Source organism: Klebsiella sp. MISC125, assembly GCF_051131775.1.
Classification (GTDB): domain Bacteria; phylum Pseudomonadota; class Gammaproteobacteria; order Enterobacterales; family Enterobacteriaceae; genus Klebsiella.
Window position 1 is genome coordinate 2,870,884 of the sequence record NZ_CP180448.1, and the last position, 15,658, is coordinate 2,886,541.

Consider the following 15,658-nt stretch of genomic DNA (forward strand, 5'->3'; position numbering starts at 1 on the left):
ATATATTAATAATCTCAAATAAGACGTTTTAAATATGAATATCGAACTGCGTCACCTGCGCTACTTTATTGCCGTTGCCGAAGAGCTACATTTCGGTCATGCGGCGGCGCGTTTGAATATCTCCCAGCCGCCGCTTAGCCAGCAGATTCAAATCCTTGAACAGCAGATTGGCGCGCGTCTGTTTGCCCGTACTAACCGCAGCGTCAGCCTGACGGAAGCAGGGAAGCAGTTTTTGGCTGATAGCCGACAGATTCTTACCCAGGTTGACGAAGCCGCCGCCCGTGCCGCCCGTTTACACCATGGTGAAACCGGTGAGCTGCGAATCGGTTTTACCTCATCGGCTCCCTTTATTAAGGCGGTATCCGACACGCTGTCGACTTTTCGCCGCCGCTATCCGGATGTGCATATCCAGACCCGGGAAACCAACACCCGGGAACAAATCGTGCCCCTTAACGAGGGAACGCTCGATCTGGGGCTGATGCGCAATACCCAGTTGCCGGATACGTTGGCCTGGGAAAGGGTGCTGCGCGAGCCGCTGCTGGCCATGGTTCCGCGCGACCATCCCCTGGCAAGCCAACCGAGCGTCAGCCTGCGGGAGCTGGCTCGGGAACCGTTTGTGTTTTTTGATCCTCACGTAGGAACCGGGTTGTACGACGATATTCTCGGGCTGATGCGCCGCTATGGCTTAACGCCGGTTATCACTCAAGAGGTGGGTGAGGCGATGACCATTATTGGACTGGTCGCCGCCGGGCTTGGCGTGTCAATTCTGCCCGCATCGTTCAGGCGGGTTCAACTGTCGGAAATGCGCTGGTTACCCATTGAGGAGCAGGACGCGGTATCTGAAATGTGGTTGGTGTGGTCGAAGCATCACGAGCAGGGACAGGCGGCGCAGCGCTTTCGTGAGTCGCTTCTCGCCAGCGCCACATTAGATTTTTAGGACAAAAACCATCTAGAAATGTGCGGTAAATCACAAGGCTAAGTAAAAATTTGACGTGAAGCATTGAAGTGCTTCACCATAGCCCTCAGTTTATTTCGAAGCGCGAAAATAAAGGGAGTCAACGGTGGTAGCGGACAGTCAGCCAGGCCATATCGATCAAATAAAGCAGACCAACGCAGGCGCGGTATATCGCCTGATTGATCAGCTTGGCCCGGTGTCGCGTATCGACCTCTCGCGCTTCGCGCAGTTGGCACCTGCCAGTATCACCAAAATCGTGCGTGAAATGCTGGAAGCGCACCTGGTGCAGGAAACCGAAATCCAGGACCCCGGCAGCCGTGGGCGTCCCGCCGTTGGGTTAATGGTGGAAACGGAAGCCTGGCACTATCTCTCCATCCGCATTAACCGCGGCGAAATCCATCTCGCCCTGCGTGATTTAAGCAGCAAGCTGGTGGTGGAAGAGCAGCTTGAGCTGGCGTTACAGCATGTTCAGCCTTTTGCGACGCGCGTACTCGATCATGTTGATCAGTTTTTTATTCGTCATCAAAAAAAGCTGGAACGATTAACCGCTATTGCCATCACCATGCCGGGAATTATCGATACTGAAAACGGCATCATCCACCGGATGCCGTTTTATGATGATGTTAAAGATATGCCGCTTGGCGAGATCTTATCTAACCATACCGGGGTCTCGGTCTACATTCAGCATGATATCAGCGCATGGACCATGGCTGAGTCGCTGTTTGGCGCGTCGAGAGGGGCACGGGACGTCATTCAGGTGGTTATCGACCATAACGTTGGTGCTGGAGTCATCACCGATGGCCGCCTGCTACATGCGGGCAGCAGCAGCTTGGTGGAAATCGGCCATACTCAGGTCGATCCGTACGGAAAACGCTGCTACTGCGGTAACCATGGCTGCCTGGAAACCATCGCCAGCGTCGAAAGCGTGCTCGAACTGGCACAGGTTCGGATGGCTAAATCGATGAGCTCAATGTTGCATCAGCAGCCGTTGAGCGTTGAATGGTTATGTCAGGCCGCGCTGCAGGGGGACCTGCTGGCGCGGGATATTATCAGCGGCGTCGGGAACCACGTCGGGCGGATTCTGGCAATCATGGTGAACCTTTTTAACCCGCAAAAAATCCTCATTGGCTCCCCCTTTAACCTGGCCGCGGATATCTTGTTTCCGGCAATTTCTGATTGTATTCGGCAACAGTCGCTACCGGCCTACAGTCGCCATATTGCGGTAGAAAGCACCCAGTTTTCTAACCGGGGAACGATGGCTGGCGCGGCTCTGGTCAAAGATGCGCTCTATAACGGATCGTTGCTGATACGACTGTTACAGGGTTAACATTTTTTCATATTCACACCAAAAATTGCGCTATCTCAAGCTGGACTTTGGCAGCTTCGCGTAGACTTTTTCCACAGTTGACTATTTCTCTCCTGTATTTTTCATCAACATAACTGTGGGGCTAGTGATGTTTAAGCGTTTCTTCATAACAGGTACTGACACTGCTGTCGGGAAGACGGTGGTCTCCCGTGCGCTGTTGCAGGCACTTGCTGCCAGCGGCAAAAGCGTGGCCGGGTACAAGCCTGTGGCGAAGGGCAGCAAAGAGACGCCGGACGGACTGCGGAACAAAGACGCGCTGGTTTTACAGAGCGTTTCTTCGCTCGTGCTGCCGTATGACGCTGTCAATCCCATCGCGTTAAGCGAAGATGAAAGCAGCGTGGCGCATAGCTGCCCAATTAACTACAGTCTGCTGTCGGATGGCCTCCAGCGCCTGAGCGGTCAGGTCGATCACGTGGTGGTCGAAGGCACCGGCGGCTGGCGCAGCCTGATGAACGACTTGCGTCCGCTCTCAGAGTGGGTGGTGCAGGAACAGCTTCCGGTATTGATGGTGGTGGGTATTCAGGAAGGCTGCATCAACCACGCCCTGCTGACTGCGCAGGCCATTGCCAATGATGGTTTGCCGCTGATTGGCTGGGTGGCCAACCGTATCAACCCCGGTCTGGCGCACTATGCTGAAATCATCGACGTGCTGAGCAAAAAACTGCCGGGGCCGCTTATTGGCGAGCTGCCTTATTTACCGCGCGCCGAGCAGCGCGAGCTGAGCCAGTATATTGATTTATCGATGCTCGGCGAGGTGATGGCGGTAGATAGAGTCACGGCGTAACGTCCGCGACAGCACTGATGCCAGTACGCTGGCAATCAGTAAGCCGGGGAGTAATACATACTGCCCGGTCATCTCACAAATCATCAATGTAGACATAATTGGCGCATGGGTCGTGGCTGCCAGAAATGTCGCCATGCCGGTTAAACCAATCATAATCGCTATTTCCTGATAATCGTGCAGCCATAGCCCCATAAAGCTGGCGAACAGCATGCCAATTCCCAGCCCAACAAACAGCGTTGGCGTAAATACGCCGCCCGGAGCGCCGGAACCGCTGCTTGCCAGCACCGCCAGCAGCTTGCACACAAAGACGATAATCACGGCACTAAACAGCGGTGGCGACAGAAGATAGCTTTGCACCACGCTATAGCCGTTCCCCCAGACTGCTGGGGTGATCAGCGACAGCAGACCGACGATGATGCCTCCCAGCGCCAACTGCCACGGAGGAGTCAGGCGAAGGCGAACAAAACATTGATGGCTGAAGCTCATCAGCCAGATAAAGAGCGGCCCGCATAGCCCAGCCAACAGGCCGGTTGCCAGCATCAGAGCATAATGCGTGGCGCGCAGGGTGTCGTGGAATTCAACGTGATAAAGCGGCGCTGACCCACCGTTCATCAGATTGGTCAGCAACAGGGCAACGACGGCGGCAATTACTACCGGGCCAAGCGAGGCCAGCATCAGGGTGCCGAATAATATCTCGGCGATAAACAGGCTGCCGGCCAGCGGCGCGTGATAGGCGCTCGCCATCCCGGCGGCGGCACCGCAGGCGACCCATAACTTCCACTCGTCTTTTGGCGTAAAACGGCGGGCAAACAGCGAAGCCGCCAGCGCCGCCAGCAGGATCATCGCCCCCTCGCGACCAATGGCGCTGCCGGTGGCGACCACCAGCAGTGAAGCCAGCGATTTCACCAGACTGGCTGGCGTATCAAACACACCGTCCCCGGTTTCCAGAGCTTCCATGTAGTCGGTTGGCGCATGAGGGCGCTCAACCGTGCGGCGTTGCCAGAGCCAAAGCAGGCATCCCGCAGCCATCCCGCCAAGTGCAGGCGTCAACAGCCGCCGCCACCAAGGGAGTGATTGGGCAGCATTAACCAGGCTGCCGCTGTCATTGCTGAGAAACAGGCTTTCCAGGCCCGCCATGGCATGGCGAAACAGGGCGACCGCTAGTGCGGCAAAGATGCCGACTAACGTGGCAATTAACAGGCGACGAAACATGACCTGGACATCAGGATAACTATGCAGACGGTGCATCAGAGGGTACGGGTAGTGGAAATTATGGTTTATTGTGATTGGAAATAAGGATATACGCAAAAGCTATAAGTGCTTACGTTGGTTTTTAAGTGACAGCGTCACTTGTTGCGCCATGACTGTGGGGCAGGCATGGCGCGGAGGATTACCGATAGAGCGGTTTTTCAGCGACCGCGCAGGGTAAGTGTTCTTGCCATTGAGCGAGCGTTGCTAGCGCCAGCTGGCCCAGCGCCTGATAAAACGGATTTCCGCCATCAGCGATAAACACGCTGAGAAAACGGCCTGACCACGGTAGCAGATGCCAGGCAAGCAACTGCGTAAATGCCTCATCCTGACCTGACTCGCAGAGCCAGGCGGCCAGCAGCAGCAAAGTACCGAAGCCATCTTCCGGTTCAGAACGCTGCTCTGCCAGACTGATGCCATTCGCGCGCATCCACTCGCGTAGCGCCAGCGTTGAATCGCCGAACAGCACGCTTTCTTTGTCCAGCCACACGGAGCCCCAGGGCGGTGCAGGCAGCGCCCACGGACCGATAAATAAGCGTTGCCAGGCTTGCGGCAACGGTTCATCGTCAGCCGTCGAGAACTGCGTCGTCAGCGTATCGGCGACAGCATAAGGCCACTCAGCCTGCCAGCTACCGTCGCGAAAAGCGGCGATCAGCGGGGCGGCCTGCGGGCTATCCGGAGCAAAGGAAAACAATGCGCCCAGCGTACGGGCGCTAAGGGCGACGGCGTCGCGGTCTTGCGGTTGCATCATACTTGTTCCTTACTGCGCTGGGTGCGGCAGCACCCATTTATTAACCGGCAATCGCCGTACCGACGGTCATATGCAGACCATAAAACAGGCCGCGCCCGATGAACTCACCGAGCAAAACCAGAATCAAACCAAGCACCAGACTGGCGACATGCGGGTTTTTGCGTCTTGCCAGCGGGCAAATCCAGCAGCCGAGGCCCAGCGTCAGCAGTACTAAGCGCAGGATTTGCAGCCAGCCATAATCCGGTAACAGGGCGCTGGCCTGCTGGACTGAACTGTGGATCTCCGCCAGTTCGGTGTTTTGTAAAATCACCACCGCCAGGCTGGCCAACAGCGCCAGGGCGCTCATTGAGGCGAACACTCTGCCATTAAAAGGTACGTTGGCGATGCGCAGCAGCAAGGCTGCGAACAGTGGGCCGCACAGCACCATCGTCAGAAAGAATGAGGCAGTGGTGTAGCCATTGTACCAGGTTGGTACGGTATCAATCTGGTATACCAGAGTCATCTCAAGCACGAAAAGGCAGCCGAGCAGCATGGTCAGCAGCAGCCAGGCCTTAGTTAATATTCGCGGCATTTTTCCGAGAATATTGAGCAGCCACCAGATTCCACCCACGGCGAAGAACAGCGCACCGCTGGCGATTTCGTTACTCAATGCCGATGAGCCAACGCGGTTAAGCGAGTTAAATGCCCGCAGTGGTGAACCGAGGTGAATGACCGAAGCGAGAAAGCCAATTCCCATCAGCAGCCAGATAAAAAACATACTGCGCACCAGGCGCTGCTGAGCTTCAGAGTTGTTGTTTAATGATAGCCAGCCAAGTCCGGCGACGATAATCGCCCCTGCGACGCTTTGCCCCAGCACGGTAAACAGTACTAGCGGCCATTCATGCCATCCATTTCCCATTTTACACCTCCTTTGGATTAGCCAGATAGCCGGTGGTATCGCCACACGGACGCGCATTGGCGTTCGGTTTGATAACGATACTCGGCCTGGTGAAGTGTGCCGACGGCAGCGGTGCGACGGCGGCAAGTTGGCCATGTTTTTGGCGCAGTTCTTCAATAGGTCCAAAATCGAGCGCCCGCAATGGACAAGACTCGACGCAAATAGGTTTTTTGCCTTCGGCAACCCGGGTGTGGCAGCCGTCGCATTTGGTCATATGACCTTTCGCCGCGTTGTACTGCGGCGCGCCGTACGGACAGGCCATATGGCAATAACGGCAACCGATACAAACCTCTTCATCCACCACCACAAACCCGTCATCGCGTTTGTGCATTGCGCCGCTGGGACAGACCTTAGTACAGGCCGGATCTTCGCAGTGATTACAAGCGATCGAGAGATAATAGGCGAAGACGTTTTGATTCCAGACGCCGTTATCCTCCTGCCAGTCGCCACCTGCGTATTCATAAATGCGGCGAAAGCTGACGTCCGGGGTTAAGTTTTTATAATCCTTACAGGCCAGCTCGCAGGTTTTGCAGCCGGTGCAGCGGGCGGAATCGATAAAAAATCCATACTGTGTACTCATGGTTTACTCCTTAAACCTTCTCGATTTCGACCAGATTGGTATGCTGCGGATTGCCTTTAGCCAGCGGCGATGGGCGATGGGTAGTGATCGTATTGATACAGGCACCGTGATCGACGCGATCGCCACTCATGTTGGCATCATGCCATGCGCCCTGGCCCATTGCCGACACGCCGGGCATGATGCGCGGGGTTACTTTGGCCGGGATCCGCAGCTCACCGCGAGCGTTGAATACGCGCACTATATCGCCGTTCTTAATGCCGCGCTTTTCGGCATCCAGCGGGTTAAGCCATACCTCCTGACGGCAGGCGGCCTGTAGCACATCGATATTGCCGTAGCTGGAGTGGGTACGCGCTTTGTAGTGAAAACCGAACATTTGCAGCGGAAATTTATCACGCAGTGGGTCATCCCAGCCTTCGAAGGTGGAGGCATAGACTGGCAGCGGGCTGATGGTTTCATCCTTTTCCAGTTGCCATTTGGCAGCGATATCTGCCAGTCGGCTGGAGTAAATTTCGATTTTACCCGATGGGGTTTTCAACGGATTTGCAAGCGGGTCTTTGCGGAAATCACGATAAGCGACGAAGTGTCCGTTAGGGTCTTTGCGCTTGTAGATGCCCATTTGTTTCAACTCGTCATAGCTCGGCAGAGCCGGGTCTTTTGCCAGCATTTTGCCGTACAGATGCTGTAACCACTGCTCCTGGGTACGGCCTTCGGTAAATTTCTGATAAACATCATCGCCTAAGCGTTTCGCGATTTCACAGAGGATCCAGTAGATGGGTTTGCGTTCAAACTTGGCTGAAGTGACTGGTTGACTGAAGATGAGGTAACCCATATTACCGGCGTAGTCGTTGGGAATAATATCTTCCTGCTCAACGGTCATCAGGTCCGGCAGCAGGATATCGGCGTATTTAGCCGACGAAGTCATAAAGTTTTCGATAACCACGATCATCTCGCACTTACTTTCGTCCTGCAGGATCTCATGGGTTTTGTTGATGTCAGAGTGCTGGTTGATGATGGTGTTACCGGCGTAGTTCCAGAAGAATTTAATCGGTACATCCAGCTTCTCTTTACCGCGCACGCCGTCGCGAGTGGCGGTCATCTCTGCGCCACGATCGATGGCATCGGTCCAGCTAAAGCAGGAGATGGCGGTTTTAACCGGATTCTCCAACACCGGCAGGCGTTCAATGGTGATGGTATAGGTAGATTCTCTCCCCCCGCTGTTGCCGCCGTTAATACCGACGTTACCGGTGAGTATCGCTAGCATGGCTATGGCGCGGGATGCCAACTCGCCGTTGGCCTGGCGCTGCGGCCCCCAGCCCTGGCAAATATAAGCTGGTTTGGTGCTGCCGATTTCCCGGGCCAGTTTCACAATGCGGTCAACGGGAATGCCGGTGATACGTGAGGCCCACTGTGGGGTTTTGGCCATGCCGTCATCGCCTGTGCCAAGAATATACGCTTTGTAATGTCCGTTTGCCGGGGCATCTGCCGGAAGCGTTTTTTCATCGTAACCGACACAATATTCATCGAGAAACGGCTGGTCGACCAGGCCTTCGTTAATCAGCACCCAGGCGATGCCTGCCACCAGCGCGGCATCGGTACCGGGACGAATGGGGATCCACTCATCCTCACGACCGGCGGCGGTGTCGGTGTAACGCGGGTCAATAACGATCATTCGCGCGTTTGAACGCTCGCGTGCCTGCTCTAAATAATAGGTAATGCCGCCGCCGCTCATGCGGGTTTCCGCTGGGTTATTGCCGAACATGACCACCAGTTTGCTGTTTTCAATATCGGAGGTGCTGTTGCCGTCATTGCTGCCGTATGTGTAGGGCATCGCACAGGAAATCTGAGCGGTGCTATATGAGCCGTACAGATTCAGTGAACCGCCGTAGCAGTTCATCAGGCGTTTTACGGGAGAGGCTGCAGGAGAGGAACGGGTCATATTGCCGCCGACGATGCCGGTGGCGTAATTGAGATAAACTGCTTCGTTGCCGTAATCGTTGACGACCCTTTTGAGGTTATCGGCAATCGTATCCAGCGCTTCTTCCCAACTAATACGCTCAAACTTACCTTCGCCGCGTTTACCGACGCGTTTCATCGGGTAATTGAGGCGGTCAGGATGATTAATGCGGCGACGAATAGAGCGGCCGCGCAGGCAGGCGCGAACCTGATGATCGCCATAAACATCCGGCCCGGTATTATCGGTTTCTACCCAGACAACTTCGTCATCGCGTACGTGCGAACGCAGGGCGCAGCGGCTGCCGCAGTTGACCGAGCAGGCGCCCCAGACAATACGTTCTTCGCTCTGGGTAGCCTGTTGAACCGCAGCGGCGGCGGTACGCAGGCTAAAAGGTAACGATAGACTGCCAGCCGCAAGAGCCAGCGAGCCAAGGGCGGATGATTTTATTAGCGTTCGACGGCTGAGGCCGCCGGGATATTCCTGGTTAGACATAGCTCACTCCATGATCTTGTTATAATGGTGTAGGGACGACGCCGCCGTAATAGGGTGGCGTGGAGTGAGAAATAATACTTAAAAGGGGTTAGGAAGATCTTATCCCCGGTCAACCGAGGGATAAGACCCTTTACAACATAACGGCGGGAGGTTACTGCGAGTCGCTGTCGCGGGTGTAGATAATTTTAAAAGTATCATTGGCGCAGTGGCCGACAACCTGCGCTCCGGGTTGATCGATTTGATCGTTCGGGACAATCGCGAGGCTAAACCCTGATTCAGGGACACCGTTATTGATGATTTTTTGCTGAATATCGTTTTTAACCCGCTCGCATGAGTCGGGTGCTGCCAAAGCGGATGCTGAACCCAGCAGCAGAGCCGCGCATAGCCAGGGTGATAATTTCATCATAAACTCCTTATTGACGTTATCCAGATTTAAGCATAGCAGACGTGGTGTAAACAATTGTATTTGCTAATATGATTGCACTATGCACAAAAGGAATCGCGCGTGAAAAGACTGTTTTTGCTGGTATCGGCGGTATGGGCGCTTAGCGCCTGCGATGAAAAGGCAGCGCCACAAGCGTTTACGCCGGAAATGGCGAGTTTTTCTAACGAATTTGAGTTCGATCCGCTGCGCGGGCCGGTGAAGGAGTTTACTCAGACGCTGTTTGATGAACATGATAAAGCGATTAAAGAGGTGAGAGCGCGTTTGTCAAACGAAGGGTGCTTTGATCTTATCGCTCTGGATAATCGTGAAGAGAACACCGGAGGGGCGTGGTTGCTGGATGCGAATTACTACCTTGATTCTGAAACTCATGAAAAACGCCTACGCTTGCAGGGGAAATGCCAACTGGCTGAAATGGTGTCTGAAGGGATGAAGTGGGAGATGGATGATAATGGTTTTATCGTAACGTCAATGGGTAAAAAAACAACGACCTCTTATCGCTATGATAGCGAGGGTTTTCCGCTGGGGAAAACCACGACGGCTAAAGATGCGCGTTATGCGGTAACGCTGACACCTTCAGCCGACTCACGTCAGAAGTTGAACTATAGCGCTGTATTGGTTTCAGATGATAATCCGGTCGGCAGCGTACAGCAGACCTGCGAATACGATGATTATTACAACCCGACTCGCTGCGAGCAGCAGATGGTCGATAACAGCGTCCAGCCACCGCTGACTTACCACTACACTATCAAAAACACCATCGAGTATTACTGAGCCGTCGGCTTGAGCAACGTCTGACCTGGTGCTTTGTGCTCGGTCAGGTACTGGTGCTGGAACAGACACATGCGGATAGTATTGCGATATTCGCCGTTGATGAAGAATTCATGAATGAGTTCACCTTCCACTATGAAACCGAGCTTGCGGTAAATGTGAATTGCCTTTTCATTCTCTTTATCAACAATGAGATACAGCTTATAGAGGTTGAGCACCATAAAGCCGTAGTCCATTGCGAGCTTCGCAGCGCGGGTTGCCAGACCTTTCCCCTGATAATCCGGGGAGATGATTATCTGGAACTCCGCACGGCGGTGAACGTGATTGATTTCCACCAGTTCCACCAGGCCGGCTTTTTCACCGTCGCATTCAATGACAAAGCGGCGTTCGCTCTGGTCGTGAATATGTTTATCGTACAGATCAGAAAGTTCGACAAAGGCTTCATAAGGCTCTTCAAACCAGTAGCGCATAACGCTGGCGTTATTATCGAGCTGGTGGACAAAGCGTAAGTCTTCGCGCTCGAGTGGGCGAAGTTTGACGTGATGAGCGTCAGTCATGGGAATACCTAATACCTGTGAGTTATTGCGCAGTTGTATGAATTATGGCGCCCGCAGGCGCCATAAATTACGGTGCTACGGTACGGCCAGTGCGGCGATCAAGGCAGCGTAGGGTGTTGGGTTCCCAGTACGCGTTAACGTTCGCGCTCTTCTGGCAGTTGTCCTGAGCATCAAAAGCCACGTCGGCTTTGTCCCACTCTTTCTCGGTACGCGTGTTGACCTTCTGGCGTAAAGAACGGGTGTCGTTCCACTGTTCTTTTTCCATCGCGGCCTGCTGGCGGCTTTGCGCGCTATCGCCGGATTCAATCACCAGCTTGTCAGTTTTGGCAAATGACGATGCGGTAAAGATTACCGCGCTCAGCGCCAGCATAGCGGTCAGGCACCAGCGTTTGTTCAATGTCATATTCATCACGATTTCCTTTAAGTGATCCCCTTAGTCTGAGTTTACTACATCTCTTTTCGACGGCATACCCGACAAAACAGACCTGGTTATGGGGCATTATTGCGTAGAATGGATTAATTCATTGTCCCCTTTACGAATCTTTAAATGCTAAAAACAACATTACTTTTCTTTGCTACCGCCCTGTGTGAAATCATCGGCTGCTATTTACCCTGGCTATGGCTGAAACGTGGGGCAAGCCCGTTACTGTTGATTCCGACAGCTTTGGCGCTGACGCTGTTTGTCTGGCTGTTGACGCTGCATCCGGAAGCCAGCGGACGCGTCTATGCGGCTTACGGCGGTGTTTATGTCTGTACGGCGCTGCTCTGGCTACGTTTCGTTGATGGCGTAAAACTGAGTCATTACGACTGGGCAGGGGCGCTGATTGCGCTGTGCGGGATGCTAATCATTGTGGCAGGATGGGGACGAGCATAGCGATCGCCTTGAGTTAATCATCCGGACCAAACCCGCATTGGTCCGGATTGTTTTTTCCCCATCTTAATTCATTCCCGCCTTTTGAGATCCCATTTTGGCAACCGAGATAATGTGATCGAACGCATTCTTTTTGATCGTCATACTTGTATGGTAGTAGGTCTGATGTTTTAATTTTATTCACTAACCGCATAGATGTAAGGAAGATGAGATGAAGATCGTTGCCGCTGAAGTTTTCGTCACTTGTCCAGGACGTAACTTTGTCACCCTTAAAATCACCACCGATGACGGAATTGTCGGCTACGGTGACGCCACGCTAAACGGCCGTGAGCTGCCAGTCGCATCGTATCTGCGCGATCACCTTTGTCCGCAGCTGGTAGGGCGTGATGCGCATCGTATTGAAGACATCTGGCAGTTTTTCTATAAAGGCGCGTACTGGCGTCGCGGTCCGGTGACGATGTCGGCCATTTCCGCCGTCGATATGGCCCTGTGGGACATTAAAGCAAAAGCAGCAGGCATGCCTTTGTATCAGCTGCTGGGCGGGGCATCGCGGGAAGGGGTCATGGTTTACTGCCACACCACGGGTCACTCCATTGATGAAGTACTCGATGATTATGCTCGCCACCAGGAGATGGGATTCAAGGCCATTCGCGTGCAGTGCGGTGTGCCGGGTATGAAAACCACCTACGGCATGGCGAAAGGCAAAGGGCAGGCCTACGAACCAGCTACCAAAGGGCAGTGGCCGGAAGAGCAGCTGTGGTCGACAGAAAAATACCTCGATTTTACGCCGCAGCTATTTGCTGCCGTGCGCGAGAAGTTTGGTTTTAACGAGCATTTACTCCATGACATGCACCACCGCCTGACGCCGATTGAAGCGGCGCGCTTTGGTAAAAGTATCGAAGACTATCGCCTGTTCTGGATGGAAGATCCGACCCCGGCAGAGAACCAGGAGTGCTTCCGCTTAATTCGTCAGCATACCGTCACACCGATTGCAGTTGGGGAAGTCTTTAACAGCATTTGGGATTGTAAGCAGTTGATTGAAGAACAATTGATCGACTATATCCGCACCACCATTACTCACGCCGGTGGGATTACGGGTATGCGCCGCATTGCCGATTTTGCTTCGCTCTATCAAGTGCGCACCGGTTCACACGGGCCGTCGGATCTGTCGCCAGTTTGTATGGCCGCAGCGCTGCATTTCGACCTGTGGGTGCCGAACTTTGGCGTGCAGGAATATATGGGCTATTCCGAGCAAATGCTGGAAGTCTTCCCGCATAGCTGGACGTTTGATAATGGCTATATGCATCCGGGTGAAAAACCGGGCCTGGGCATTGAGTTTGATGAAAAGCTGGCAGCGAAATATCCCTATGAACCCGCTTATTTGCCGGTAGCCCGTCTGGAAGACGGCACGTTGTGGAACTGGTGAGGAGAAAGAAATGAAAAGTATTGTGATTCGTCAACCTAACGAGTTAGTGATTGAAGAGCGTCCAATTCCGCAACCTGCGGCAGGGGAAGTGCGGGTCAAAGTGAAACTGGCGGGAATATGCGGTTCTGATAGCCATATTTATCGCGGGCACAACCCATTTGCTAAATATCCGCGCGTGATAGGGCATGAATTTTTCGGCGAGATTGATGCGGTTGGTGAAGGTGTCACTGATAAAGCCGTTGGCCAGCGCGTCAGCGTTGACCCGGTGATTAGCTGCGGTCATTGCTATCCTTGCTCAGTGGGAAAACCGAACGTGTGTACCTCTTTAGTGGTGCTGGGCGTTCATCGGGATGGCGGTTTTAGCGAGTACGCCGTCGTGCCGGCTAAAAATGCCTGGTTGGTACCGGATACGGTTTCTGACCGACATGCGGTGATGATTGAACCTTTCACTATTGCGGCTAATGTTACCGGACATGTCTCGCCAACTGACCAGGATGTTGCGCTGGTTTACGGGGCTGGGCCGATGGGCCTGACGACTATCCAGGTACTGAAACGGGTGTACCGCGTTAAGCAGGTGATCGTGGTTGACCGGATTGATGAGCGTCTGCAGATGGCGCAGCGCAACGGAGCGGATTGGGTTATCAATAATGGCGAGAAGCCGTTACCCGAAACGCTGAAAGAGAAGGGAATACAGCCGACGCTGATTATTGACGCCGCCTGTCATCCGACGATTTTGCAAGAAGCCGTCACGTTAGCCTCACCGGCGGCAAGAATTGTGTTGATGGGATTCTCAACAGAACCCTCTCAGGTTGTTCAACAAGGCATTACCGGGAAAGAGTTATCTATTTTCTCGTCACGCCTGAATGCCAATAAATTCCCGGTGGTAATTGATTGGTTAGAGCAAGGGCTAATTAATCCAGAGGAGCTGATCACTCACGAATTTGAGTATCAACGTGTTGTTGATGCACTGGAACTTTTTGAGAATGACAGAAAACGTTGCTGTAAGGTTTTATTAACCTTCGGGCAATAATTACGAGTGCGGACTCTATATCCTACAATTAGAGATAATCATTATGACTACAGTTAAAAATGAGAGAACAACATCAGATCTCATTCGTGCAGCCGTATCTGGTTGGTTAGGTACCGCGCTGGAGTTTATGGACTTCCAGCTCTATTCTCTTGGCGCGGCGCTGGTTTTTCATGAAATATTTTTCCCTGAACAATCTGCTGCCATGGCGCTTATTCTGGCAATGGGGACTTATGGCGCAGGGTATATTGCACGAATCGTCGGGGCATTCTTTTTTGGTAAGATGGGTGACAGCATAGGGCGTAAAAAAGTCCTGTTTATTACTATCACCATGATGGGGATTTGTACCACCCTGATTGGCGTTCTGCCAACCTACGCTCAGGTCGGTATATTAGCGCCGGTATTACTGGTCACTTTACGTATCGTTCAGGGATTAGGCGCCGGGGCTGAAATTTCCGGAGCGGGCACCATGCTGGCAGAATATGCGCCAAAAGGTAAGCGCGGCATTATCTCTTCGCTGGTCGCGATGGGAACCAACTGCGGAACGTTAAGCGCCACGGCCATCTGGGCGGTCATGTTCTTCGTACTGGACCGCGAACAGCTCGTCGCGTGGGGATGGCGTATTCCGTTCCTGGCAAGCGTTGTGGTGATGATTTTTGCTATCTGGTTACGTCTGAACCTGAAAGAAAGCCCGGTATTTGAAAAGGTTAGTGAAGAAAATGTTTTGCAGGAAGAGGCTGCGGCTAGTGAGAACACCCTCGGTGCGATGCTGAAAAGTAAGTCCTTCTGGCTGGCGACGGGTCTGCGCTTTGGGCAAGCGGGTAACTCCGGCTTACTGCAAACATTCCTCGCAGGTTATCTGGTACAAACGTTATTGTTTGATAAAGGTATACCAACTGACGCATTAATGATTAGCTCGGTTATTGGCTTTATCACTATTCCTTTCCTGGGGTGGCTATCAGATAAAATAGGTCGTCGCGTACCTTACATTATCATCAATATCTCGGCGATTATTCTGGCTTACCCGATGCTGTCGATAATTGTAGATAAGAGCTATAGCGCAAGCACTATTATGGCGTCATTGATTGTGATTCATAATGTGGCGGTGTTAGGTCTGTTTGCTCTGGAAAATATTACCATGGCCGAACTGTTTGGTTCCCGTAATCGCTTTACCCGTATGGCGATTTCGAAAGAGGCTGGCGGTTTAGTTGCCGTAGGCTTTGGTCCCGTACTGGCTGGTATTTTCTGTAATATGACCGGCTCATGGATGCCCATCGTTATTATGCTAGTTTGTTATTCAATCATTGGTTTAATTTCTGCCATTCTGATGCCAGAAGTCCGCGACCGTGATTTGAGTTTGCTCAATGATGCTGCAGATTGTACGCCGGAGAAAAAAACGGTAGGCAACGGGCAATATATTTGAGTTCCATAGAGTCCGCACCTTGATGATAGTTGTAAATTAATAACCTGCCGGGCTTTTAGCCCGGCATTTTCTAT

At 53.0% G+C, this 15,658-nt stretch carries 16 protein-coding genes; 8 read left to right on the forward strand and 8 right to left on the reverse strand.

Translation table 11 applies throughout. From position 1 onward, the window contains the following. Positions 1–34 precede the first annotated feature (34 nt). The 3 genes from ACMYSL_RS13620 to bioD all read left to right on the forward strand — a co-directional run bounded on the left by ACMYSL_RS13620 (position 35) and on the right by bioD (position 3,105). Positions 35–937: a LysR family transcriptional regulator gene (locus ACMYSL_RS13620; protein ID WP_182239074.1), complete on the forward strand. Its 903-nt coding sequence runs from the start codon at positions 35–37 to the stop codon at positions 935–937. A 124-nt stretch (positions 938–1,061) separates the two neighbouring features. Next, the gene (gene mlc, locus ACMYSL_RS13625) at positions 1,062–2,282 is read left to right on the forward strand and encodes a sugar metabolism global transcriptional regulator Mlc (protein WP_110274081.1); all 1,221 of its coding nucleotides are present in this window, start codon (positions 1,062–1,064) and stop codon (positions 2,280–2,282) included. Between the two features lie 127 nt (positions 2,283–2,409). Next, positions 2,410–3,105, forward strand: a complete 696-nt coding sequence (bioD, locus tag ACMYSL_RS13630) for a dethiobiotin synthase (RefSeq protein WP_110274082.1) — start codon at positions 2,410–2,412, stop codon at positions 3,103–3,105. On the opposite strand, the gene clcB is transcribed toward bioD, so the two are convergent. The 6 genes from clcB to ACMYSL_RS13660 form a co-directional block, all read right to left on the reverse strand. Further along, on the reverse strand, positions 3,058–4,353 hold the full coding sequence (clcB, locus tag ACMYSL_RS13635) for a voltage-gated ClC-type chloride channel ClcB (protein WP_434663508.1): 1,296 nt from the start codon (positions 4,351–4,353) through the stop codon (positions 3,058–3,060). The genes bioD and clcB overlap by 48 nt on opposite strands. Before the next feature lie 142 nt (positions 4,354–4,495). Next, on the reverse strand, positions 4,496–5,104 hold the full coding sequence (gene dmsD, locus ACMYSL_RS13640; RefSeq protein WP_434663511.1) for a Tat proofreading chaperone DmsD: 609 nt from the start codon (positions 5,102–5,104) through the stop codon (positions 4,496–4,498). 40 nt (positions 5,105–5,144) lie between these two features. Next, a complete protein-coding gene (locus ACMYSL_RS13645) occupies positions 5,145–6,002 on the reverse strand; it encodes a DmsC/YnfH family molybdoenzyme membrane anchor subunit (protein WP_434663514.1) in 858 nt (285 codons plus the stop codon). A 1-nt stretch (position 6,003) separates the two neighbouring features. After that, positions 6,004–6,621, reverse strand: coding sequence for a DMSO/selenate family reductase complex B subunit (locus ACMYSL_RS13650; protein ID WP_182239066.1), 618 nt, complete (start codon positions 6,619–6,621; stop codon positions 6,004–6,006). A gap of 10 nt (positions 6,622–6,631) precedes the next feature. Then, a complete protein-coding gene (gene ynfE / locus ACMYSL_RS13655) occupies positions 6,632–9,067 on the reverse strand; it encodes a selenate/tellurate reductase subunit YnfE (RefSeq protein WP_304259483.1) in 2,436 nt (811 codons plus the stop codon). A 151-nt stretch (positions 9,068–9,218) separates the two neighbouring features. Continuing rightward, the gene (locus ACMYSL_RS13660) at positions 9,219–9,470 is read right to left on the reverse strand and encodes a DUF1161 domain-containing protein (RefSeq protein WP_434664075.1); all 252 of its coding nucleotides are present in this window, start codon (positions 9,468–9,470) and stop codon (positions 9,219–9,221) included. Positions 9,471–9,572: 102 nt separating this feature from the next. Between ACMYSL_RS13660 and ACMYSL_RS13665 the strand changes: the two genes are divergently transcribed. Then, a complete protein-coding gene (locus ACMYSL_RS13665) occupies positions 9,573–10,283 on the forward strand; it encodes a YnfC family lipoprotein (protein WP_182239062.1) in 711 nt (236 codons plus the stop codon). On the opposite strand, the gene speG is transcribed toward ACMYSL_RS13665, so the two are convergent. Both speG and ACMYSL_RS13675 read right to left on the reverse strand, forming a co-directional pair. Further along, the gene (speG, locus tag ACMYSL_RS13670; RefSeq protein ID WP_110274090.1) at positions 10,277–10,837 is read right to left on the reverse strand and encodes a spermidine N1-acetyltransferase; all 561 of its coding nucleotides are present in this window, start codon (positions 10,835–10,837) and stop codon (positions 10,277–10,279) included. The two genes, ACMYSL_RS13665 and speG, sit on opposite strands and share 7 nt — an antisense overlap. Before the next feature lie 67 nt (positions 10,838–10,904). Beyond that, entirely contained in the window at positions 10,905–11,246 is a 342-nt protein-coding gene (locus ACMYSL_RS13675; protein WP_142513889.1) for a DUF1283 family protein, read from the reverse strand. 138 nt (positions 11,247–11,384) lie between these two features. Here ACMYSL_RS13675 and ACMYSL_RS13680 point away from each other — a divergent pair, with 138 nt between their 5' ends. The 4 genes from ACMYSL_RS13680 to ACMYSL_RS13695 all read left to right on the forward strand — a co-directional run bounded on the left by ACMYSL_RS13680 (position 11,385) and on the right by ACMYSL_RS13695 (position 15,584). Next, a complete protein-coding gene (locus tag ACMYSL_RS13680; RefSeq protein WP_110274092.1) occupies positions 11,385–11,711 on the forward strand; it encodes a YnfA family protein in 327 nt (108 codons plus the stop codon). Between the two features lie 208 nt (positions 11,712–11,919). Next, the gene (gene rspA, locus ACMYSL_RS13685) at positions 11,920–13,134 is read left to right on the forward strand and encodes a starvation-sensing protein RspA (protein ID WP_182239058.1); all 1,215 of its coding nucleotides are present in this window, start codon (positions 11,920–11,922) and stop codon (positions 13,132–13,134) included. Positions 13,135–13,144: 10 nt separating this feature from the next. After that, positions 13,145–14,164 carry a Zn-dependent oxidoreductase gene (locus ACMYSL_RS13690; protein ID WP_434663519.1) on the forward strand — a complete coding sequence of 340 codons (1,020 nt, stop codon included), beginning with the start codon at positions 13,145–13,147 and terminating at the stop codon, positions 14,162–14,164. Between the two features lie 43 nt (positions 14,165–14,207). Further along, positions 14,208–15,584, forward strand: a complete 1,377-nt coding sequence (locus tag ACMYSL_RS13695; RefSeq protein ID WP_434663522.1) for an MFS transporter — start codon at positions 14,208–14,210, stop codon at positions 15,582–15,584. Positions 15,585–15,658: the final 74 nt, after the last annotated feature.